The organism is Pseudomonas morbosilactucae (assembly GCF_023241665.1).
Lineage (GTDB): Bacteria > Pseudomonadota > Gammaproteobacteria > Pseudomonadales > Pseudomonadaceae > Aquipseudomonas > Aquipseudomonas morbosilactucae.
Genome location: NZ_JALQCX010000022.1, coordinates 59,006 through 76,417, shown reverse-complemented (window position 1 = coordinate 76,417; position 17,412 = coordinate 59,006). Strand labels below are relative to the sequence as shown.

Below are 17,412 nucleotides of genomic sequence, written 5' to 3'. Positions count from 1 at the left end.
AAGCGTCCTAAGGGCGATGGTGGCAAGGGCGAGGGGGGCTTGAAGGGCGTCCGCGTGCTGGTGGTTCAAGACGTGGCCGCCATGGCCTGCGGGGGCGGTGACGGTGCCAGCAACGGCGGCATCGGGCACTCCAGCAGGTCCGCCACGGCCCGCATCAACTCGGCTTCGGCCACCGTGACCTGGCCGTCGTAGGCAATGCAGCGCGCCATGGCACTGAGCAGTGCCGGGCGTTCTTCCGGCATCAGTTGGCGCAGGCGCACCAAGGCCGCGTCGAGGTGCGCGAGGTCGATGTCCAGGCCCTGCGGCTGTTCGAAGGTCAGTTCACTCCACGCCGCGTCCAGGGCCAGGCGCGCCTGCTCCGCACTCGACTGGCCGGCGCTGGCCAGGGCGCCGAGGAGGATCGCAACCTCTTCGCTGCGCTGGAACAGGCCCCATTTGTATTCGCTGGCCGGCAGGCCTTCGACATGGCGCTGCACGATGCGCAACAGGGTCCACTCCAGCAGTTCGACTTCGCCGTCTGCATCGACTAGCCGTTGCAGGTTGGCCATAAAGGTTTTCAGGGCGTCCGGCTGCAATTGCCGGAGGGCCGGGATCGCCAGGTCCAGCAGCGGCAAGCGCAGGCCCAGGTCGAGACGGGCCAGAGGTTCGCTCAGCGCATCGATGGCGCCCAACACATCGGCCGGGGCGCTCTGGGCCAGTGGTTCGAGCTGGCGGCTGCGCACTGCGGCCACAGCCGAGAGCAGCAAGCCGTAGACCAGGGCCTGGGCCCCGACGCTGCTGCGGGCGTGCTCCCTGAGCGGCGCTTCCAGGCGGTTGAGGGTCTGTTGCGCGGCCTGCAGGTGCTGGTGTTGCGGTGCGCCGATACTGGTGATCGACTGTTGCACCGCTGCCAGGTCGAACACCAGTTCACTGGCGGCCGGCGGCAAGCGGCTGAACACCCCCGAGCTGTCCAGTCCCTGGGACGCCGGCGGGCTGGGCAGCTCTATGGCGGCGACGCTGGGAAACTGGCCATCCCACTGCGGGTCCAGGCGGCGGATGCGCTCTTCCAGGGGCGGGTGGGTCGCCGACTTGCCATCGGCGGAAAGCTTCACGCCTTCGCTGAAGTACAGGTGGCTGAATTCGGCGCTATGGGGGGCATCGAGTTTCGAGCGGGCGGCATAACCGCCGATCTTTTTCAGCGCGCCGAGCAGGCCGTCCGGGTTACGGGTGAACTGCACCGCCGAGGCGTCGGCGAGAAACTCGCGCTCTCGGCTGATGGCGCCCTTGATCCTGTTGCCGAACATCGTGCCCACGGACCCCAGGAACACCAGGGTGATACCAATGAACACCCCGACAGCACCGACCTTGTTGCGCCCGACATTGTCATTCAGGGAGTTGGAACCGTTGGCAATGCTATCGCCCAGCAACTCGATCACCAGGATGCCGTGGACGATCGCCACCAGTTGGGTATTGAGGCGCATGTCGCCGTTGTAGATGTGGCTGAACTCGTGGGCAATGACCCCCTGTAGTTCGTCACGGCTGAGCACCATGAGTGCTCCGCGAGTGACGCCGATCACCGCGTCCTGGGGCGTCAGCCCGGCGGCGAAGGCGTTGATTCCGACATCTTCGAGGACGTACACCGAGGGCACCACGGTGCCGGACGCCAGGGCCATTTCCTCGACCACATTGAGCAGCCGCTGTTCGTCCAGGCCCTGGGGCGCCAGGTTGATCAAGCGGCCGCCGAGACGCTTGGCCACGGCCTTGCCGCCGTCCAGCAGCTCGGAGTGCTTGGCCAGGCTGGAAACGATCACCACCAGCAGCACCGCCGCGGCGATATACGGCACCCAGTGCCAGTTGACCGGTTCCTCGATCTTGAATTCCTGCTGGACCTGCTGCCAGATCAGGAGCAGCACCACGCTGGTGATCGCGATCAGCGAGATCACCGCCAGCACCATCAACAGCACCAGCGTCAGGGTGCGGCGCTTGGCGCGGGCCTGATGTTGGAAGAAGTTCATCGGGCCATCCATGGGCGCCATCGCTTAGAACGTCACCTTGGGGGCCGCCTGGATGGCCACCGTGTCAGCGAACTCCAGCAGGCTGGCATCGCTGCCATGGCCGAAGAGGCCGGCCAACATCACCGGCGGGAAGCTCTGGCGGTAGCTGTTGTAGGCCATGACGGCGTCGTTGTAGGCCTGGCGGGCGAAGGCCAGCTTGTTTTCGGTGCTGCTCAGCTCTTCGCTGAGTTGCTGCATGTTCTGCGACGACTTCAGCTCCGGGTAGGCTTCCATGGTCAGGTTCAGGCGGCTCATGGCACTGGTCAATGCGCCTTCGGCCTGGCCCAGTTGGCTCATGCCCTGGGCGTTGCCCGGTTGAGCCGACAGTGCCTTGAGACCGGCCAGCGCGGTGTTGCGGGCGTTGGTCACGGCTTCGAGGGTTTCACGCTCGTGCTTGAGGTAGGCCTTGGCGGTTTCCACCAGGTTGGGGATCAGGTCATAGCGGCGCTTGAGCTGGACTTCGATCTGGGCGAAGGCGTTCTGCAAGCGGTTGCGACGGTTGACCAGGGTGTTGTAGATGCTGATGGCGCCAAGCACCAGTATGGCCAGGACGACCAGGGTGATAACGGTGGAAGAAGCCATGGAGATGTCCTTATCGAGGGGCGTTTTTCGGGGCGCCATGTTAACCGAATGGCCGCCCCAGGGGGCTGGAAAATTCTCAGCAGGGCCTGGTGGCCCGTGCACTCAATGGGGCCATTGCTCCAGCAGGATCGAGACGAATTTTTCCGCCGCCGGCGACAGTGACGCCCCCCGTCGATACACCAGGCCCAGGGTGCGATTGACCACCGGCTCGTGCAGCGGAATGCTCACCAGGGTCGGGTGGTCCGCCGCCGGCATGGCCAAGCTCGGCATGGCCGAAACACCGAGGCCGGCTTCCACCATGCCCAGGGATGTGGACAGGTGCTGCACCTCGTAGAACCACTGCGGGCGCCAGCTCAAGCCGGACAAAGCGTGGTCCAGCAGCATGCGGTTGCCGCTCAGGCGACCCACGCCGATCAAGCGGTAATCGCTGAGTTCGGACCACGTCACCGAGCTGCGCTTGGCCAGTTCATGGTCGCGGCGGCAGGCCAGGACAAAGGGCTCGTTGACCAGGGGCACGAACTCGATGTCGGGGTGCTGGCCGCTCATCATGTTGATGCCGAAGTCCGCCTCGCCCCGTAGCACCGCCTCCAGGCCTTCGTTGGCACTGAGGTCGAGCAGGCGGATGCGGATTTTCGGGTAGCGCTCGTTGTACAGGCGGATCACCGAGGGCAGGAAATAGAACGCCGCCGTGGGGATGCAGGCCAGGGTCACCTGGCCGATCTGCCGTTCCGCCAGCTCGCGGATGTTGAGGATCGAGTCGTCGAAATCGTCCAGCAGGCGCCGGGCCTTGGGCAGGAAGTCGCGGCCGACGCTGGTCAGGCTGACTTTGCGCGTGGTGCGGTCGAGGAGGGCGGTGCCCAGGCCCTCTTCAAGCTTCTTGATACGCCGGCTAAGGGCGGGTTGCGACAGGTGCAAGGCATCGGCAGCTTCGTGAAAACTCCCCAGTTCGGCGATTTTCACGAAAGATCTTATGTCCTGGAGCTCATATTCCATGGTCTTTCCTCAACGCGGGCGACGGGTTGAACGTTGTGCAACACGATATTTAATTCATTCGTCAAACGCAATAATCGCTCTGATCTTTGCATTGGAAACACTTTTGAAACCCTGACACTCTTGTTTCCAGAACATCAATTACCCCGATTGATTAACAAGAGTCAGTGGTCATGCAACGAATTCCTTGTGTGTTGATGCGCGGCGGTACCTCCAAGGGGCCCGTGTTCCTGGCCTGGGACCTGCCGCTGGCCATCCCTGAGCGCGACGAGTTGCTGCTCAACCTGATGGGCTCCGGCCATGAGTTGGAAATCGACGGCATCGGTGGCGGCAGCCCGCAAACCAGCAAGGTGGCGATTGTCAGCCCGTCCCTGCACCCGGACGCCGACGTCGACTACCTATTTGTGCAGGTCATGGTCTCCCAGCGTCGCGTCGACACGGCGCCCAACTGCGGCAACATGCTTTGCGCGGTCGGCCCGTTCGCCATTGAGCAGGGGCTGGTCAAGGCCTCGGGCAACCTGACCCGGGTGCGGATTCGCAACCTCAACACCGGCACCTTTGTGAACGCTGAAGTGCAGACGCCAGACGGCAAGGTCAGCTACGAAGGCGATACCGCCATCGACGGCGTGCCGGGCACTGCTGCTCCGGTGGCCTTGACCTTTCTTGATGCGGCCGGCAGCAAGACCGGCCAGTTGTTTCCCACCGGCCATACCCAGGATGTGATCGACGGTATTCCGGTGACCTGCATCGACATGGCCATGCCCATGGTCCTGGTGCAGGCCGCCCAGTTGGGCAAGCGTGGCGATGAGAGCCCGGCCGAACTGGACGCTGACCCATTGTTCCTCCAGCGCCTGGAAAGCCTGCGCCTGCAGGCGGGCCTGGCCATGGGCCTGGGGGACGTCAGCGACAAGGTGATTCCCAAGCCGGTGCTGGTGTCCCAGGCCCAGGCGGGCGGCACGATTTCGGTGCGCTACTTCATGCCCCACAACTGCCACCGGGCCTTGGCCATTACCGGCTCCATCGGCCTGGCCACGGCCTGCGTCACGGCCGGCAGCGTGGTCGCCGATTTGCTGGGCGGGGCCAGTGAGCCACGCCTGCAAAAGGTCCGTATCGAACACCCCAGCGGGGGCATAGATGTCGTATTGTCCTACACCGGAAAAAACGCCGAGACCATCCGCGCCTCGGTGGTGCGTACCGCTCGCCGGCTGTTCTCCGGGTTTGTCTACGCCCCAGCCTCGCAGCGCCTGGCTGGCTAGTCGGCGCTTGTAGCTCCAGTTGCTGTTGCATCAGAACAATTCTAAAAAATGGGTGATGCCATGAAAGTCGTTAAATCGCTCTACTTCCAGATCCTCTGCGCTGTGTTCCTCGGCGTGTTGGTGGGGCACTTCTGGGCCCAACAGGCCATCGCCCTGAAACCCCTGGGTGACGCCTTTATCAAGCTGATCAAAATGATGATCGCGCCGGTGGTGTTTTGCACCATCGTCACCGGCATCGCCGGCATGAGCGACAAGCGTTCCCTGGGTCGCCTGTTGAGCAAGACCATGCTGCTGTTTCTGGGCTTGACCGTGATCAGCCTGTTTATCGGCCTGGGGGCGGTGTACCTGTTCCAGCCTGGCGCGGGGATGAACATCGACCCGAGCCGGCTGAGCACCCAGGGCCTGTCCCAGTACACCGACTCGGCGGCCAAACTGGGGGTGGTGGAGTTCTTCATGCACATTATTCCCGAGACCTTTATCGGCGCTTTCAATAAAGGCGAGGTGCTGCCGGTGCTGTTTATCGCGGTGCTCTGCGGCTTTGCCCTATCGTCCCTGGGCGAGCGTGGCAAACCAGTGCTGGACGTGCTGGAATCGGCCTCGCAGATGGTGTTCAAGATCTTCTCCTACCTGATGCGCTTCGCCCCCATCGGTGCGTTTGGCGCCCTGGCCTTTACCGTGGGCCAGTACGGGATCACGTCCCTGGGCTCGCTGGCCAAGCTGATCATGACCCTCTACATCGCCTGCGGCTTCTTTGTCTTCGTGGTCCTGGGCAGCATTTGCCGGGCCCACGGCTTCAGCCTGTGGAAGCTGCTGCGCTACCTGCGTGAAGAGTTCCTGGTGGTGCTGGGCACCTCGTCCACCGAGCCGGTCATGCCGCGCATGCTGGAAAAACTCCAGGCCCTGGGCTGCAAGAAAAGCGTGGTGGGGTTGGTCTTGCCTACCGGCTATTCGTTCAACCTCGACGGCACGGCGATCTACCTGTCCCTGGCGGCGATCTTCATTGCCCAGGCTTGCAACATCGACCTCAGTGCCGGGCAGGTCATCACCATGCTGGCGATCATGTTGCTGTCCTCCAAGGGCGCGGCGGGGGTGACCGGCAGCGGCTTTGTGGCCCTGGCCTCGACCTTGACCGTGATCCACGACATTCCCCTGGCCGGCCTGGCGCTGCTGATCGGCATCGACCGCTTCATGTCCGAAGCCCGCGCCCTCACCAGCCTGGCCAGCAACGCCGTGGCCACGGTGGTGATTTCGATCTCGGAAAACGCCTGCGACCGCCAGGTGTTGCTCGACACCCTCGACGGCCATCCCGCGCCCGTGCTTACAGCCGCTGTCGATGAAACCCGGGACGCGGTGATGGCGCCTAAGCACAGCTAAACGCCCACGCAGTCCCGCTGCACCCCAACACCTTCACTCAATGCCTGCGCCGGGCCCCGTTGATCGGATCGCCCAGCGCCCAGGGGGCCGTGCGCCTGCGCGTCGGCCACGCTGTCCATAACAACAAGAGAATCGACCTATGCTCGCTTTGCTCGGCCTCGCCATGGTGGTGGTCTTCACCTTCCTGATCATGACCAAGCGCCTGTCGCCCATCGTCGCCCTGACGGTGGTGCCCATCGTCTTCGCGGTGATCGGCGGCTTTGGCGGCACCACCGGCAAGATGATGCTCGACGGCCTGAAAATGGTCGCCCCGTCTGCCGCACTGCTGCTGTTCGCCATTCTGTTCTTCGGCCTGATGATCGACGCCGGGCTGTTCGACCCGCTGATCCGCAAGATCCTCAAACGGGTCAACGGCGACCCGGCGAAAATCGCCATCGGCACCGCCTTGCTGTCGCTGGTGGTGGCCCTGGACGGCGACGGCACCACCACCTACATGATCACTTGCGCGGCGATGCTGCCGTTGTACAAGCGCATCGGCATGAACCCGATGATCCTGGCCACCATCGCCATGCTGTCCCTGAGCATCATGAGCGGCATGACCCCCTGGGGCGGCCCGGCGACCCGAGCCATTGCCGCCCTCGGCCTGGATGCCGGCGAGTACTTCGTGCCGTTGTTGCCGACCATGATCGGTGGTGCTGTCTGGGTGGTGTTCGTCGCCTACCTGTTGGGCCGCGCCGAGCGCAAGCGCATTGGCAACACCGAGCTGCAAAGCGGCGGCGGTGACTGCTACATCAAGGCCATTCTGGAAGACACCCCGCACAAGCGGCCGAAGCTGGCCTACATCAACCTGCTGCTGGTGATCGCGGTGATGACCGCCCTGGTAATGGGGCTGATGCACTCGGCCATCCTGTTCCTGATCGGCTTCGTCCTGGCGCTGATGATCAACTACCCGCAACTGGACATTCAGAAGGAACGCATCCTGGCCCACTCGGGCAACGCCATGACCGTGGTCCTGCTGGTGTTCGCCGCCGGTATCTTTGCCGGGATTTTCTCCGGCACCAAGATGGTCGATGCCCTGGCCCAGACCCTGGTGGAATGGATCCCGCCGTCCTGGGGCCACCTGTTCCCGTTGGTGGTGGCGATCACCAGCATGCCGTTGACCTTTGTCCTGTCCAACGACGCCTACTACTTCGGCGTGGTGCCGATCCTGGCCAACGCCGCAGCCGCCTACGGCATCTCGCCCCTGGAAATCGCCCGGGCCTCGATCCTCGGCCAGCCGGTGCACCTGATGAGCCCGTTGGTGGCCTCGACCCTGCTGCTGGTGGGCATGGTCGATCGGGACATCGGCGACTTCCAGAAAGCCACGGTGAAATGGGCGGTGCTGACGTCCCTGGTGATTACCGCCCTGGCCTTGCTCACCGGTGCCCTGACCCTGTTCGTCTGATTCAACCCCAAGTCCATCGCTGTTCCATCACGCGCCTGCCGAGCCAGGCGCGGGGCGAGCTGCACCCTGAATAAAAACAATCCATAACAACAACGAGTAGTACGACATGAGCCATTTTCTGATTCGCGGGGCGCTTTTTCCATGCTTGAGCCTGCTGCCCCTGGCAGCGGCCCAGGCCAGTGACTTCATCGACGACAGCAGCCTCAAGCTGCAACTGCGCAACGTCTATTTCAACGAAAACTTCCGCGACGAACACGGCATGAGCGCCCGGGCGGCGCGCACCGCCAAGAGCGAGCGCACCGAGTGGGCCCAGGGCTTTCTGTTGGATTACCAGTCCGGCTTCACCCCGGGCACCCTTGGCTTCGGGGTCGATGCCCTGGGCCTGCTGGGGGTCAAGCTCGATTCCGGTCGTGGCCGCAGCGGCACGGGCTTGATGCCGGTGCATGACGATGGGCGTGCGGCCGGCGAGTTCGCCAGCGCCGGGGCCACGGCCAAGGTGCGCCTGGCCAAGACCACCCTCAAATACGGCACCTTGCTGCCCAAGAACCCAGTGCTGATCTACAACGATGCACGCCTGCTGCCCCAGACCTACCAAGGCACCCAGGTCACCAGCAGCGACATTGAAAACCTGACCCTGACCGGCGGCTACCTGGACCGTTTCAAGCTGCGCGATTCCACCGACAGCGTGGCGCTGGTGCCTGACGGTTACGGCGGCGACAAATCCGGGGACTTCCGCTATGCCGGGGCCGATTACAAATGGGGCAAGAACCTGCGCCTGAGCTACTTCCATGGCGAGCTGGAAAACTTCTACCGGCAGAACTTCGCCGGCGTGCAGCACGACCTGCCCCTGGGCAGCGGGGTATTGACCAGTGATCTGCGCTACTTCCACAGCAGCGACAGCGGATCGGCCTACGGCGGCAAGATCGACAACAACCTGCTCAGCGGCCAGCTTTCCTACGCCATTGCCGGCCACACCTTCGGCGGCGGTTACCAAAAGCTCAGCGGCGACGCCGGCCTGCCTTATATCAGCGGCGCCACGGTTTATTCCTTCAGCAACGTCGGCATCGGCAAATTCATCGAGGAGGGCGAGAAGACCTGGATGCTCAGCTACGGCTACAACTTCGCCACCCTTGGCGTGCCGGGGCTGACGTTTTCCACCCGTTACCTGAGCGGCAACGACGGCCAGTCCGACACCGCGATCAAGGAATGGGAGCGTGATGCCGAGCTGGCCTACGTGGTGCAGCAGGGCACTTTCAAAGGGTTGGGGGTCAAGCTGCGCAACTACGTGTACCGCTCGGACTTCTCCCGTGGGCGCGACAGCAACCGCATCTACTTCACCTACGACATCGCCCTCTGGTAAGGCGCCGTCCGCTGCCTGCCGCCCGGGCGGGCAGCGCTGTTCTGATGAAGGAGTGCGGCATGTCGTTCAAACGCAAAATGCTCCTGCTGAGCCTGTTGCCGGTGCTGGTGCTGGCCGTGCTGCTGAGCCTTGGCATCAGTTTCACCCTGTTGTCCCAGGCCGAGCAGGAAGTGGGCCAGACCCGCGAGCGGCTGCTCCAGGAAAGCCGTTCGCGGTTGACGGACTACGCCGCCATCGCGCGCACCGCCGTGGCCGATCTCTATGCCTCGGCGAGCGCTGGGGACCTGGCCAGCCGCGCCCAGGCCATTGCCCGGCTGTCACAGATCAAGTACGCCGAGGACGGTTACTTCATCGGCTACGACAGCCAGGTGGTGCGCCTGTTTCGCGGTGACAGCCGTGAAGGCGTGGGCAGCAACATGAGCGAGCGCAAGGACCGCAATGGCGTCTACCTGAACCGCGAGATGGTGGCGGCGGCGAAGAACGACAGCCACTTCGTCGAGTACGCCGGGGCTCTGGTCAACACCGATCAGGTGGTGCCCAAGCTGGCCTACAGTTTTTACCTGGCCAAGTGGGACCTGGTGGTGGTCACCGCCATCAACCTGGACCGCATCGACGCTCAGGTCGAGCAGGTGCGTACCGACATCCACCAGCGTGTGCGGCAACTGTTGTTGGGCATTGCCCTGAGCGCCCTGGTGCTGTGGCTCGGCCTCGGAGCCCTGGCCCTGTGGCTGGTCAACGGCAGCCTGCGGCCCTTGACCCGGATTCGCCAGAGCCTCGATGAAATCGCCGCGGGCGGCGGTGACCTGACCCGGCGCCTGGTGGTGACCCGTGACGATGAGCTGGGGCAACTGGCGGCGTCGTTCAATGGTTTTGTCGACACCATCCATGGGCTGGTCAGCCAGATCGCCGATATGACCCGCCAGCTCAACGGCGCCGTGGGCCATGTGGCCGAGCAGAGCCGGCAGATGGACCAGGCCATGGCGCAGCAACGCCAGGAAACCGAACAGGTGGCGGCGGCCATCAACCAGATGTCGTCGGCGGCCCAGGAGGTGGCCGGCAGTGCCCAGAACGCCTCGGTCGCGGCATTGGCCAGTGATCGCCAGTCGCGCCAGGCGCGAAGTGTGGTGGACGCCAGTGTGGCGCGGATTCAGGTGCTCACCGCGGACCTGGGCCACAGCGGTGTGTCCCTGCAAGGGTTGCAAACCGATGTGGCGGCCATCGTCACCGTGCTTGATGTGATCCGCGCGATTGCCGAGCAGACCAACCTGTTGGCCCTCAACGCCGCCATCGAAGCCGCCCGGGCCGGGGAGGCCGGCCGCGGCTTTGCCGTGGTCGCCGATGAAGTCCGTGCCCTGGCCAGCCGTACCCAGGGCAGCACCGCGGAAATCCACGGCATGGTCGAGCGCCTCAAGCGCGCCACCGGCAGCGTGGTCGGGGCCATGGAACAATCCAGCCGGGCCGGGCAGGGCGCCAGTGTCCAGGCCGACCAGGCCGGGCAGGCGCTGGGCGAGATCGTTGAGCTGATCGCCACCATCAACGCCATGAACGCCCACATCGCCAGTGCCGCCGAGGAGCAGACTTCCGTGGCTGAGGCGATCAACCGCAGCGTGCACCAGATCGCCCGGGCCATCGACGCTGTGGCCGAACAGAGCCAGCTTGGGGTCAGGACCGTGGAAGACCTGTACGGCATCGGCCATCGCCTGGAAACCCTGGTGGGGCAGTTCAGGATCTGAGCCACGGGTTGGCGGTGAGCGACACGAATTGCCATGCGTCGGCAATTCTGCGAAAAAGCACTCCCCGTTCCACGGCGTGACCAGCGCCGGGAACCTCTTTTTAGCGTGCCAGGGACAGGTGATGGACAAGATCATGCTCAGGTTGGCGGTCGTCGACGACTATCCGCCGGCATCCAGTGAAGGTGTCTGGGCCGAGCTACAGCCCTCAGGGTTCTACCGCATCGCCAATATTCCGTTCTATTCCCAGGAGGTTTGCCTGGAGGATGAGGTTGAAGTGCGCGTGGAAGAGGACGGCTTGAAGTGGTTTCATCAGGTCGCCCGCAGCAGCGGCAACAGCACCTTGCGCCTGATATTCATGGCGGCCGGCAAGGCGCGAGTGGCCGAAGTCCTGGAACGGTTGGTTGACATGGGCTGCCGCTGGGAAGGGTTCAGCGCACTGTTCCATTCGGTCAATGTGCCCGCTGCCGTGTCGTTGGACCGCGTACTGGAGTACCTGTCGCAGGCCTTCGAAGAGGAATGGCTGGACTATGAAACCGGGCTGTTGCGTCAGTGACGGCCTTTACCGCCTGCCGGTCGGCCAGGGGCTGGCAGGCATGGCCCTTGGAAAGGAGTCAGTTGTCATGAGTTGGATGTTTCAGGCAACCACCTACAGTGCCTACACCGAGGACGAGGTACAGATTCTGGGGTTCGCCGATGACGCGGCGCAGCCCGAGCACTATCTGCTGTTGCAGCGTGCCGAGGACGTTGACGAGCAGGACGTGGCCTTGGGCATGGACAGCTACTACGTGGAGCTGGGTGGGCAAGGGCTGGCCGGCTACGGCGGCATCGAGCGAGCGCTGTTGGCGCCGGGCCGCCTGACCCTGCACTTTTCCCCGGCGGTTGCCTGGTGCCAGGCGCTGCCCAGCCTGGAGGTGCAGTGGGACGTGGAACTGGCACCGGTCGAAGCCGTGCAGGCGGCGCTGACGCAGATGTTTCTCGACACCACGACCCTTCTCCAGAAACAGCCGGAGTGATTGCCAAGCGCCGGCAATTCTGCGAAAACGCTGCCCGCAGTCCCCAAACGGGGCGATGGTTGAATGAGAGTGAGCGATGAGCGACCAATTGCAGGTGATCGATATCCAGCTGGGCGATGGCAAGGAGGCAGTCAAGGGCGCCTTGATCACCACCCAGTACCGGGGTTTTCTGGAGGACGGCACGCCGTTCGACTCGTCCTATGAGCGCGGCAAGCCGTTCCAGTGCGTGATTGGCACCGGCCGAGTGATCAAGGGTTGGGACCAGGGGCTGATGGGCATGAAAGTCGGCGGCAAGCGCAAGCTGCTGGTGCCGGCGCACCTGGGCTACGGCGAACGCAGCATGGGCGCGATCCCGCCGAACGCCAACCTGGTGTTCGAGCTCGAGCTGCTGGAAGTGCTGACCCGCGACGACTGATCGCGTCCAGCTCTAGCGTTACGGGCGGCATTCCCACGCTCTGCGTGGTAACCCAGCCGGGGCCGCTCCGCGTTCCGCCCTTAGTGCGGTCAGTGGCCCAGTCGGTACTGGTTGTTGCCGCTGCGCTTGGCTTCGTACATGGCCAGGTCGGCGATGTGGATCAACTGATCCATGGTCGGCCCATGGTCGGGGAACACCGCGACCCCGAGGCTGCTGTCGATGGAGCGCAGGTCGTTGCCGATGGTCAGGGGCGGCGCCAGTTCGCTGAAGATCTTTTCACAGATGCGGTGGGCCTCGTCTTGCAGGCTGCTGCCCGGGGTCAGGCCTTCGAGGATCACCACGAATTCGTCGCCGCCGATCCGCGCCACGGTGTCGGACACCCGCAGGATATTTTTCAAACGCTCGGCAGTGGCCGTCAGCACCCGGTCACCAGCGGCGTGGCCGTACTGGTCATTGATGGCCTTGAACCCATTGAGGTCGACAAACACCAGGGCCACCCGGGTGTCGTTGCGGCGCGCCTGTTCAAGGGCATTGGCCAGGCGGCTTTCCAATACCAGGCGGTTGGGCAGGCCGGTCAGGGCATCGAAGTGCGCCAGATGGTGCAACTGGCTGGCGGAGACTTTTTCGTCGGTGATGTCGCGCACCACGCCCATCATCTTGATGGTGGTGTCGTGGACGTTCTTCACCACGTTGCCGGTTTCCCGCAGCCAGTGGATGCTGCCGTCCGGCCAGATCACCCGGTATTCCTCATCGTGGTTCTGCCCGGTTTCCAGGCAGCGAACTTCCCCGGCGCGCACCTTGGCCCGGTCCTCGGGGTGCACGCAGGAACAGAAGAGTTGGTAGGAGGGCACCACCTCGCCGACCTTGAAGCCGAACATGCCGTAGATGGCTTCCGACCAGAACAGCTTCTCGGTGTCGACGTCCCAGTCCCAGGTGCCGATCCGCGCGAAGTACTGGCTGCGCTTGTAGCGCTCGGCGTCGTCCGGGCTGGCCGGGGCTTCCCGGGTCGGGTGCAGCAGCAACAGGCTGCCGCCGCCATCGGCGGCCGGCAGGTAAGTGATGTCTGTCGAGCGCTGTTCGCCGTCGCCGCGAACCACCAGGGTGCGTTGGCGCCCGCCATCGTGGGCGGCTTCGTCGAGCCGGGGAAACCAGCGGGCCAGCGTCGACCCTTTGAGCGATGTGTCGGCCTGGCCCAGGAGCGTGGCCGCCAGGCGATTGTGCTGGCGCACGATGCCCTTGGCGTCGGTCAGCAACAGGCCATCAGTCAGGCGCTCGGCCAATTGCCGATAGCGCCGCCGTTGCTGGCGCGCCTGATGCTCGCGCCAGAGCGCAAACAGGCCCAGCAAGACCAGGGCGAGGGCCAGCACAAGGTTGAGCAAGGCAGTGCTCATCGGGTCGGCAACAGCATGAACAGGGTGTCCTGAGGGGGTTGTGACGCGGCGCCATATTACTCCAGGGACTTGGGGCACAGCAGCATTTTCGGCCAGGTAAACCGGCCGTTTTCTGGGGGGCGGGCCGGCGCCGGCATTTTTTTGCGCCGAGGATTGTGCGCAACGCCGGGATGGGTAACTATGCCGAGCCTATAGGTATAGGGGGTAGGGGTATGTCGCACACTCACGCACAGAAAGATGAGCTGCTCAAACGCGTCCGGCGCATTCTCGGCCAGGTCCAGGCGGTGGAGCGGGCCCTGGAGTCCGGCGCCGAATGCGCCAAGACCCTGCACTTGGTGGCCGCCACCCGAGGCGCCATCAATGGCCTGATGGGGGAAATCATCGAGGCCCATGCCCTGGAGCATGTGGCCAACCCCGAGCTCAGCGATGAGGAACGGGCCCAGGGCGTGGACGAACTGTTGCAAGCCATTCGCCGTTATTCCTGATTGAGGTCGAGCCCATGAGCCTTTCCGCACACGCATCGCGCTTGACCCACGAGCACCAGTTCCTCGGTGCTGGCCACGATGAAAACGCCCGGCGCACCCTGTGGGTGGTGGCGTTGACCCTGGTGATGATGGTGGGCGAGATCGCCGCTGGCTACATCACCGGCTCCATGGCCTTGCTGGCCGACGGTTTTCACATGGCGACCCACGCCGGTGCCTTGGGCATTGCCGCTGCGGCCTATGGTTTTGCCCGGCGCCATGCCAGCAGTGCTCGTTTCAGTTTTGGCACCGGCAAGGTCGGTGACTTGGCGGGGTTTGCCTCGGCGATGATTCTCGCTCTGGTGGCCCTGGGCATTGGCGCCGAATCGCTGTTGCGGCTGTGGCAGCCGACCCAGGTGGCGTTCACCGAAGCGACCCTGATCGCCGTGCTGGGCTTGGCGGTGAATATCCTCAGTGCCTTCTTGTTATCGGGCAGCCATCAGCATGCCGGTCATGATCATCACGATCATCATGGCCATGCTCACGACCACCCGCACCCGCACCCGGATCATGGCCCGGCCCACCAGCACGACAACAACCTGCGTTCGGCCTATGTGCATGTGCTGGCCGATGCCCTGACCTCGGTGCTGGCGATTGCCGCCTTGCTCGCCGGGCGTTACCTGGGCTGGGTCTGGCTGGATCCGTTGATGGGCCTGGTGGGCGGCCTGGTGATTGCGCGCTGGGCCTACAGCCTGCTCAAGTCCAGTGCCGCGGTGTTGTTGGATGCCAGCGACGAGCCCCTGGCCGCCGAGATCCGCCAGTTGGTCGAGGCCCCAGGAGATGCACGCATCACTGACCTGCATGTGTGGCAGGTCGGCCCCCAGGCGCGGGCGGCCATCGTCAGCGTGCTGGCCCCGGCCTCCCTGAGTGCCGAAGCGTTGCGCGAGCGTTTGGCACCGGTGCATGAGTTGACGCACCTGACCCTGGAATACCGCAGCCTGTAAGCGCCTTTACGCCGCGCCCGACAACGCCAGCCCGGAATACACCGCGCCCATCAGCGCCACCGCTAGCAGCACCAGGCTCGACAGGCCGCTGAGCAGGCGTTGGTACTGGAGGGCAAAGCCCTGGCGCGCCAGGGCGATGTAGGTCGCCAGCACCGCGCAGTCGATCAGTACCCAGAATCCCACCAGGCAGGCCACGCTGCTGCCGAAGTGCGGGCTGATGCCGATGAACTGGGGGAAGAAGGCGACAAAAAACAGAATGTCCTTGGGGTTGGCGATGCCCACGGCAAAGCCCTTGCCCAGCCCGCCGCCGAGCCCCCGAGTGGCAACCGTCGCCAGCTCCCCGGGGTGCCTGGCGGCCGCCAGCCCCTGCAGCCCCAGATAGCCGATAAACCCACAACCCAACAGGCTGATGCCGTGCAGCAGGCGCGGGTCCAGGGCCAGGCCACCGCGCAGGATCAGCATCGCCAGCAGGGCCAGGATCAGGGAGGCGGCATTGCTGCCCAAGGCCGTCAGGGCAGCGCGCCGGGCGCCGTGGCGCAGGCTGGTGTTAAGGATCAGCGCCACCACCGGGCCCGGGGTGGCCACCAGGGTGAAGACGCTGAAGACGTAGAGCAGCAGTAATGAAAAATCCAGATTCATGCGGGGTTTGCCTTGCCGGGTTGAAGCCTGTCCACACCGAGTAAGGGCTCTGGTACAGGGTAGATCGGGCAAGCTTGAGGGGCGGGGACGGCATTGAAAAACGCTTTATGCTGTGAGCTACTGTGAGTATTAATCATCATGAGTCACTGCCCATGACCGAACCCCTGCCGCCGCTGTACGCCTTGCGCGCCTTTGAGGTCGCTGCCCGCAGTGGTTCTTTCACCCGCGCCGCCGAGGCGCTGTCCCTGACCCCGAGTGCGATCAGTCGCCATGTTCGGACCCTGGAGGGCCTGTTCGGCTGTCGCCTGTTCGAGCGCAACGGTCCGCACCTGGCCCTGACCGACGCCGGGCAGCGCCTGGCCCGCGAGCTCAAGGTGGGCTTCCGGATCATCGAAGACGCCTGCCTGCCCCTGCGCAGCCAGGACGGCCAATTGCGCTTGAAGGCGCCGTCGACCCTGACCATGCGCTGGCTGCTGAGGGCCCTGGACAGCCTCAAATCCCGCAGCCCGGAGCTGGCGGTGCAACTGGTCAGCGTGTGGATGGACGTGGACAGCGTGGACTTCTACGCCGAGCCCTACGACTGCGCGATCCTTCTGGGCAACGGCCATTTCGGCCCCGGGGTGGAGGCCTGCAAGTTGTTCGATGAATGGTTGGTGCCGATCTGCGCCCCAGAGCCCGAAGGCTCGCCGGCCTGGGACCTGCAACGGCTCCAGGACGCGGAGCTGATCCACCCTTCGGCGGATCGCCGTGATTGGCGTCGCTGGCTGCGGCCCCAAGGGCTGGCGGACGAGGTGCGGCTGGATCGGGGCAAGGTCTTCGACACCCTGGACCAGGCGATTTCAGCCGCCATGGGCGGTCATGGCCTGTCCATCGGTGACCTGCACCTGGTGGCCCAGGCCGTGCGTGATGGGCAGATCAGCCTGCCGTTCGACAGCGCTGTGGCCACCGGTGACAGCTATTACCTGGTGTGGCTGCGGGAGCACCCGCGCCCGCAGCGCATCCACCAGTTGCGGGAGTTCCTGCTGGGGGATGTGCCGACGGTGGACGGGCTGACTGTGCGTTTACTCAACCCTGGGCCCTAGCCCGACGGGGGCTGTTCAAAGGTCGGATGCGCTTCGCCCACTCACAGCAGGATGTAATCGTTCTGCTGGCGGATACCGTCGTGGGGCGCTTGCACCAGGTGCACGTAACGCCCTTGCACCAGGTCGATGGGCAGGCAGTCATCCACATCCAGCAGGGCGTCGGTGTGGCCTTTTTGCCAGCGCGGGAGCATCTGGCGCTTGCCCAGGGCCTTGGCTTCGGTCTTGTTGCGGGCGACCACCAGCCCGTAATGATGGGCCTCGCCAAAGGTCGCGGCTTCGTAGCCGCCCAGGTTGATAAAGAACAGGCGCGGGGCGTCGGGCGCCGGTGCCAGGGGGCTCAGTTCGACCTTCCATTGATCGACCCCGTCGACCTGCATCCAGGCATCAATGTGCAGCCCCTTGGCGCTGCCGAACCAGCTTTCGCGCAGTTGCGGGTAGGTGGCTTGCAGGTTGTCCGCCACGGCAAAGGCCACATCGTGGACCTCGATTCGCGCGCGCGGGTGTTTACCGCCGAGCAGCACCACAAACAGCATGGGTGTTCCTTTTTCTGGGGGGCAGGGCCGTGGCTTTTACTCCAGATGCACGGCCCACCACAAGTGCCCGGGGCCCGCAGGGTGGCTGCGGGCCCTGGATCG

17 protein-coding genes and 1 pseudogene are annotated in these 17,412 nt (G+C 64.5%); 12 read left to right on the top strand and 6 right to left on the bottom strand.

The genetic code is table 11. The features are described 5' to 3' along the window. Positions 1-65 precede the first annotated feature (65 nt). The 3 genes from M1B35_RS13480 to M1B35_RS13470 form a co-directional block, all read right to left on the bottom strand. A complete protein-coding gene (locus M1B35_RS13480) occupies positions 66-1,994 on the bottom strand; it encodes a M48 family metallopeptidase (protein ID WP_268262171.1) in 1,929 nt (642 codons plus the stop codon). Positions 1,995-2,018: 24 nt separating this feature from the next. Next, positions 2,019-2,615 carry a LemA family protein gene (locus tag M1B35_RS13475; RefSeq protein WP_268262170.1) on the bottom strand — a complete coding sequence of 199 codons (597 nt, stop codon included), beginning with the start codon at positions 2,613-2,615 and terminating at the stop codon, positions 2,019-2,021. Positions 2,616-2,717: 102 nt separating this feature from the next. Continuing rightward, the gene (locus M1B35_RS13470) at positions 2,718-3,608 is read right to left on the bottom strand and encodes a LysR family transcriptional regulator (RefSeq protein WP_268262169.1); all 891 of its coding nucleotides are present in this window, start codon (positions 3,606-3,608) and stop codon (positions 2,718-2,720) included. A gap of 170 nt (positions 3,609-3,778) precedes the next feature. Here M1B35_RS13470 and M1B35_RS13465 point away from each other — a divergent pair, with 170 nt between their 5' ends. From M1B35_RS13465 to M1B35_RS13430, 9 genes and pseudogenes are all read left to right on the top strand, one after another. Next, a complete protein-coding gene (locus M1B35_RS13465) occupies positions 3,779-4,861 on the top strand; it encodes a 4-oxalomesaconate tautomerase (RefSeq protein WP_123331894.1) in 1,083 nt (360 codons plus the stop codon). 48 nt (positions 4,862-4,909) lie between these two features. Further along, positions 4,910-6,235, top strand: a complete 1,326-nt coding sequence (locus tag M1B35_RS13460; RefSeq protein ID WP_123331896.1) for a dicarboxylate/amino acid:cation symporter — start codon at positions 4,910-4,912, stop codon at positions 6,233-6,235. Between the two features lie 139 nt (positions 6,236-6,374). Then, entirely contained in the window at positions 6,375-7,679 is a 1,305-nt protein-coding gene (locus M1B35_RS13455; RefSeq protein ID WP_123331898.1) for a CitMHS family transporter, read from the top strand. A gap of 106 nt (positions 7,680-7,785) precedes the next feature. Next, positions 7,786-9,039 (top strand): OprD family porin, encoded by a 1,254-nt coding sequence (locus M1B35_RS13450; protein ID WP_123331900.1) that lies wholly within the window; start codon positions 7,786-7,788, stop codon positions 9,037-9,039. A 44-nt stretch (positions 9,040-9,083) separates the two neighbouring features. Further along, positions 9,084-9,914, top strand: a pseudogene (locus M1B35_RS32215) (cache domain-containing protein); the annotation flags it as partial. Positions 9,915-9,950: 36 nt separating this feature from the next. Continuing rightward, positions 9,951-10,772, top strand: a complete 822-nt coding sequence (locus M1B35_RS32210) for a methyl-accepting chemotaxis protein (protein WP_425273407.1) — start codon at positions 9,951-9,953, stop codon at positions 10,770-10,772. 121 nt (positions 10,773-10,893) lie between these two features. Then, positions 10,894-11,325: a DUF4265 domain-containing protein gene (locus M1B35_RS13440; RefSeq protein ID WP_123331903.1), complete on the top strand. Its 432-nt coding sequence runs from the start codon at positions 10,894-10,896 to the stop codon at positions 11,323-11,325. Between the two features lie 67 nt (positions 11,326-11,392). Further along, on the top strand, positions 11,393-11,785 hold the full coding sequence (locus M1B35_RS13435) for an Imm10 family immunity protein (RefSeq protein ID WP_123331905.1): 393 nt from the start codon (positions 11,393-11,395) through the stop codon (positions 11,783-11,785). Positions 11,786-11,861: 76 nt separating this feature from the next. After that, positions 11,862-12,200, top strand: coding sequence for an FKBP-type peptidyl-prolyl cis-trans isomerase (locus M1B35_RS13430; RefSeq protein ID WP_123331907.1), 339 nt, complete (start codon positions 11,862-11,864; stop codon positions 12,198-12,200). Positions 12,201-12,289: 89 nt separating this feature from the next. On the opposite strand, the gene M1B35_RS13425 is transcribed toward M1B35_RS13430, so the two are convergent. Next, positions 12,290-13,591, bottom strand: coding sequence for a diguanylate cyclase domain-containing protein (locus M1B35_RS13425; RefSeq protein ID WP_268262167.1), 1,302 nt, complete (start codon positions 13,589-13,591; stop codon positions 12,290-12,292). Between the two features lie 212 nt (positions 13,592-13,803). Here M1B35_RS13425 and M1B35_RS13420 point away from each other — a divergent pair, with 212 nt between their 5' ends. Both M1B35_RS13420 and dmeF read left to right on the top strand, forming a co-directional pair. Further along, on the top strand, positions 13,804-14,076 hold the full coding sequence (locus M1B35_RS13420; RefSeq protein ID WP_123331909.1) for a metal/formaldehyde-sensitive transcriptional repressor: 273 nt from the start codon (positions 13,804-13,806) through the stop codon (positions 14,074-14,076). A 14-nt stretch (positions 14,077-14,090) separates the two neighbouring features. Continuing rightward, complete coding sequence (gene dmeF / locus M1B35_RS13415; RefSeq protein WP_268262166.1) at positions 14,091-15,056, top strand: CDF family Co(II)/Ni(II) efflux transporter DmeF; 966 nt, start codon at positions 14,091-14,093, stop codon at positions 15,054-15,056. Positions 15,057-15,062: 6 nt separating this feature from the next. Here the strand turns inward: dmeF and M1B35_RS13410 are convergent, their stop codons facing one another. Continuing rightward, positions 15,063-15,689: a LysE family translocator gene (locus M1B35_RS13410; protein ID WP_268262185.1), complete on the bottom strand. Its 627-nt coding sequence runs from the start codon at positions 15,687-15,689 to the stop codon at positions 15,063-15,065. A gap of 158 nt (positions 15,690-15,847) precedes the next feature. On the opposite strand from M1B35_RS13410, the gene M1B35_RS13405 reads away from it, so the two are divergent. Continuing rightward, positions 15,848-16,777 carry a LysR substrate-binding domain-containing protein gene (locus M1B35_RS13405; RefSeq protein ID WP_268262165.1) on the top strand — a complete coding sequence of 310 codons (930 nt, stop codon included), beginning with the start codon at positions 15,848-15,850 and terminating at the stop codon, positions 16,775-16,777. Positions 16,778-16,818: 41 nt separating this feature from the next. On the opposite strand, the gene M1B35_RS13400 is transcribed toward M1B35_RS13405, so the two are convergent. Beyond that, positions 16,819-17,310: a DUF1543 domain-containing protein gene (locus tag M1B35_RS13400; RefSeq protein ID WP_268262164.1), complete on the bottom strand. Its 492-nt coding sequence runs from the start codon at positions 17,308-17,310 to the stop codon at positions 16,819-16,821. Positions 17,311-17,412: the final 102 nt, after the last annotated feature.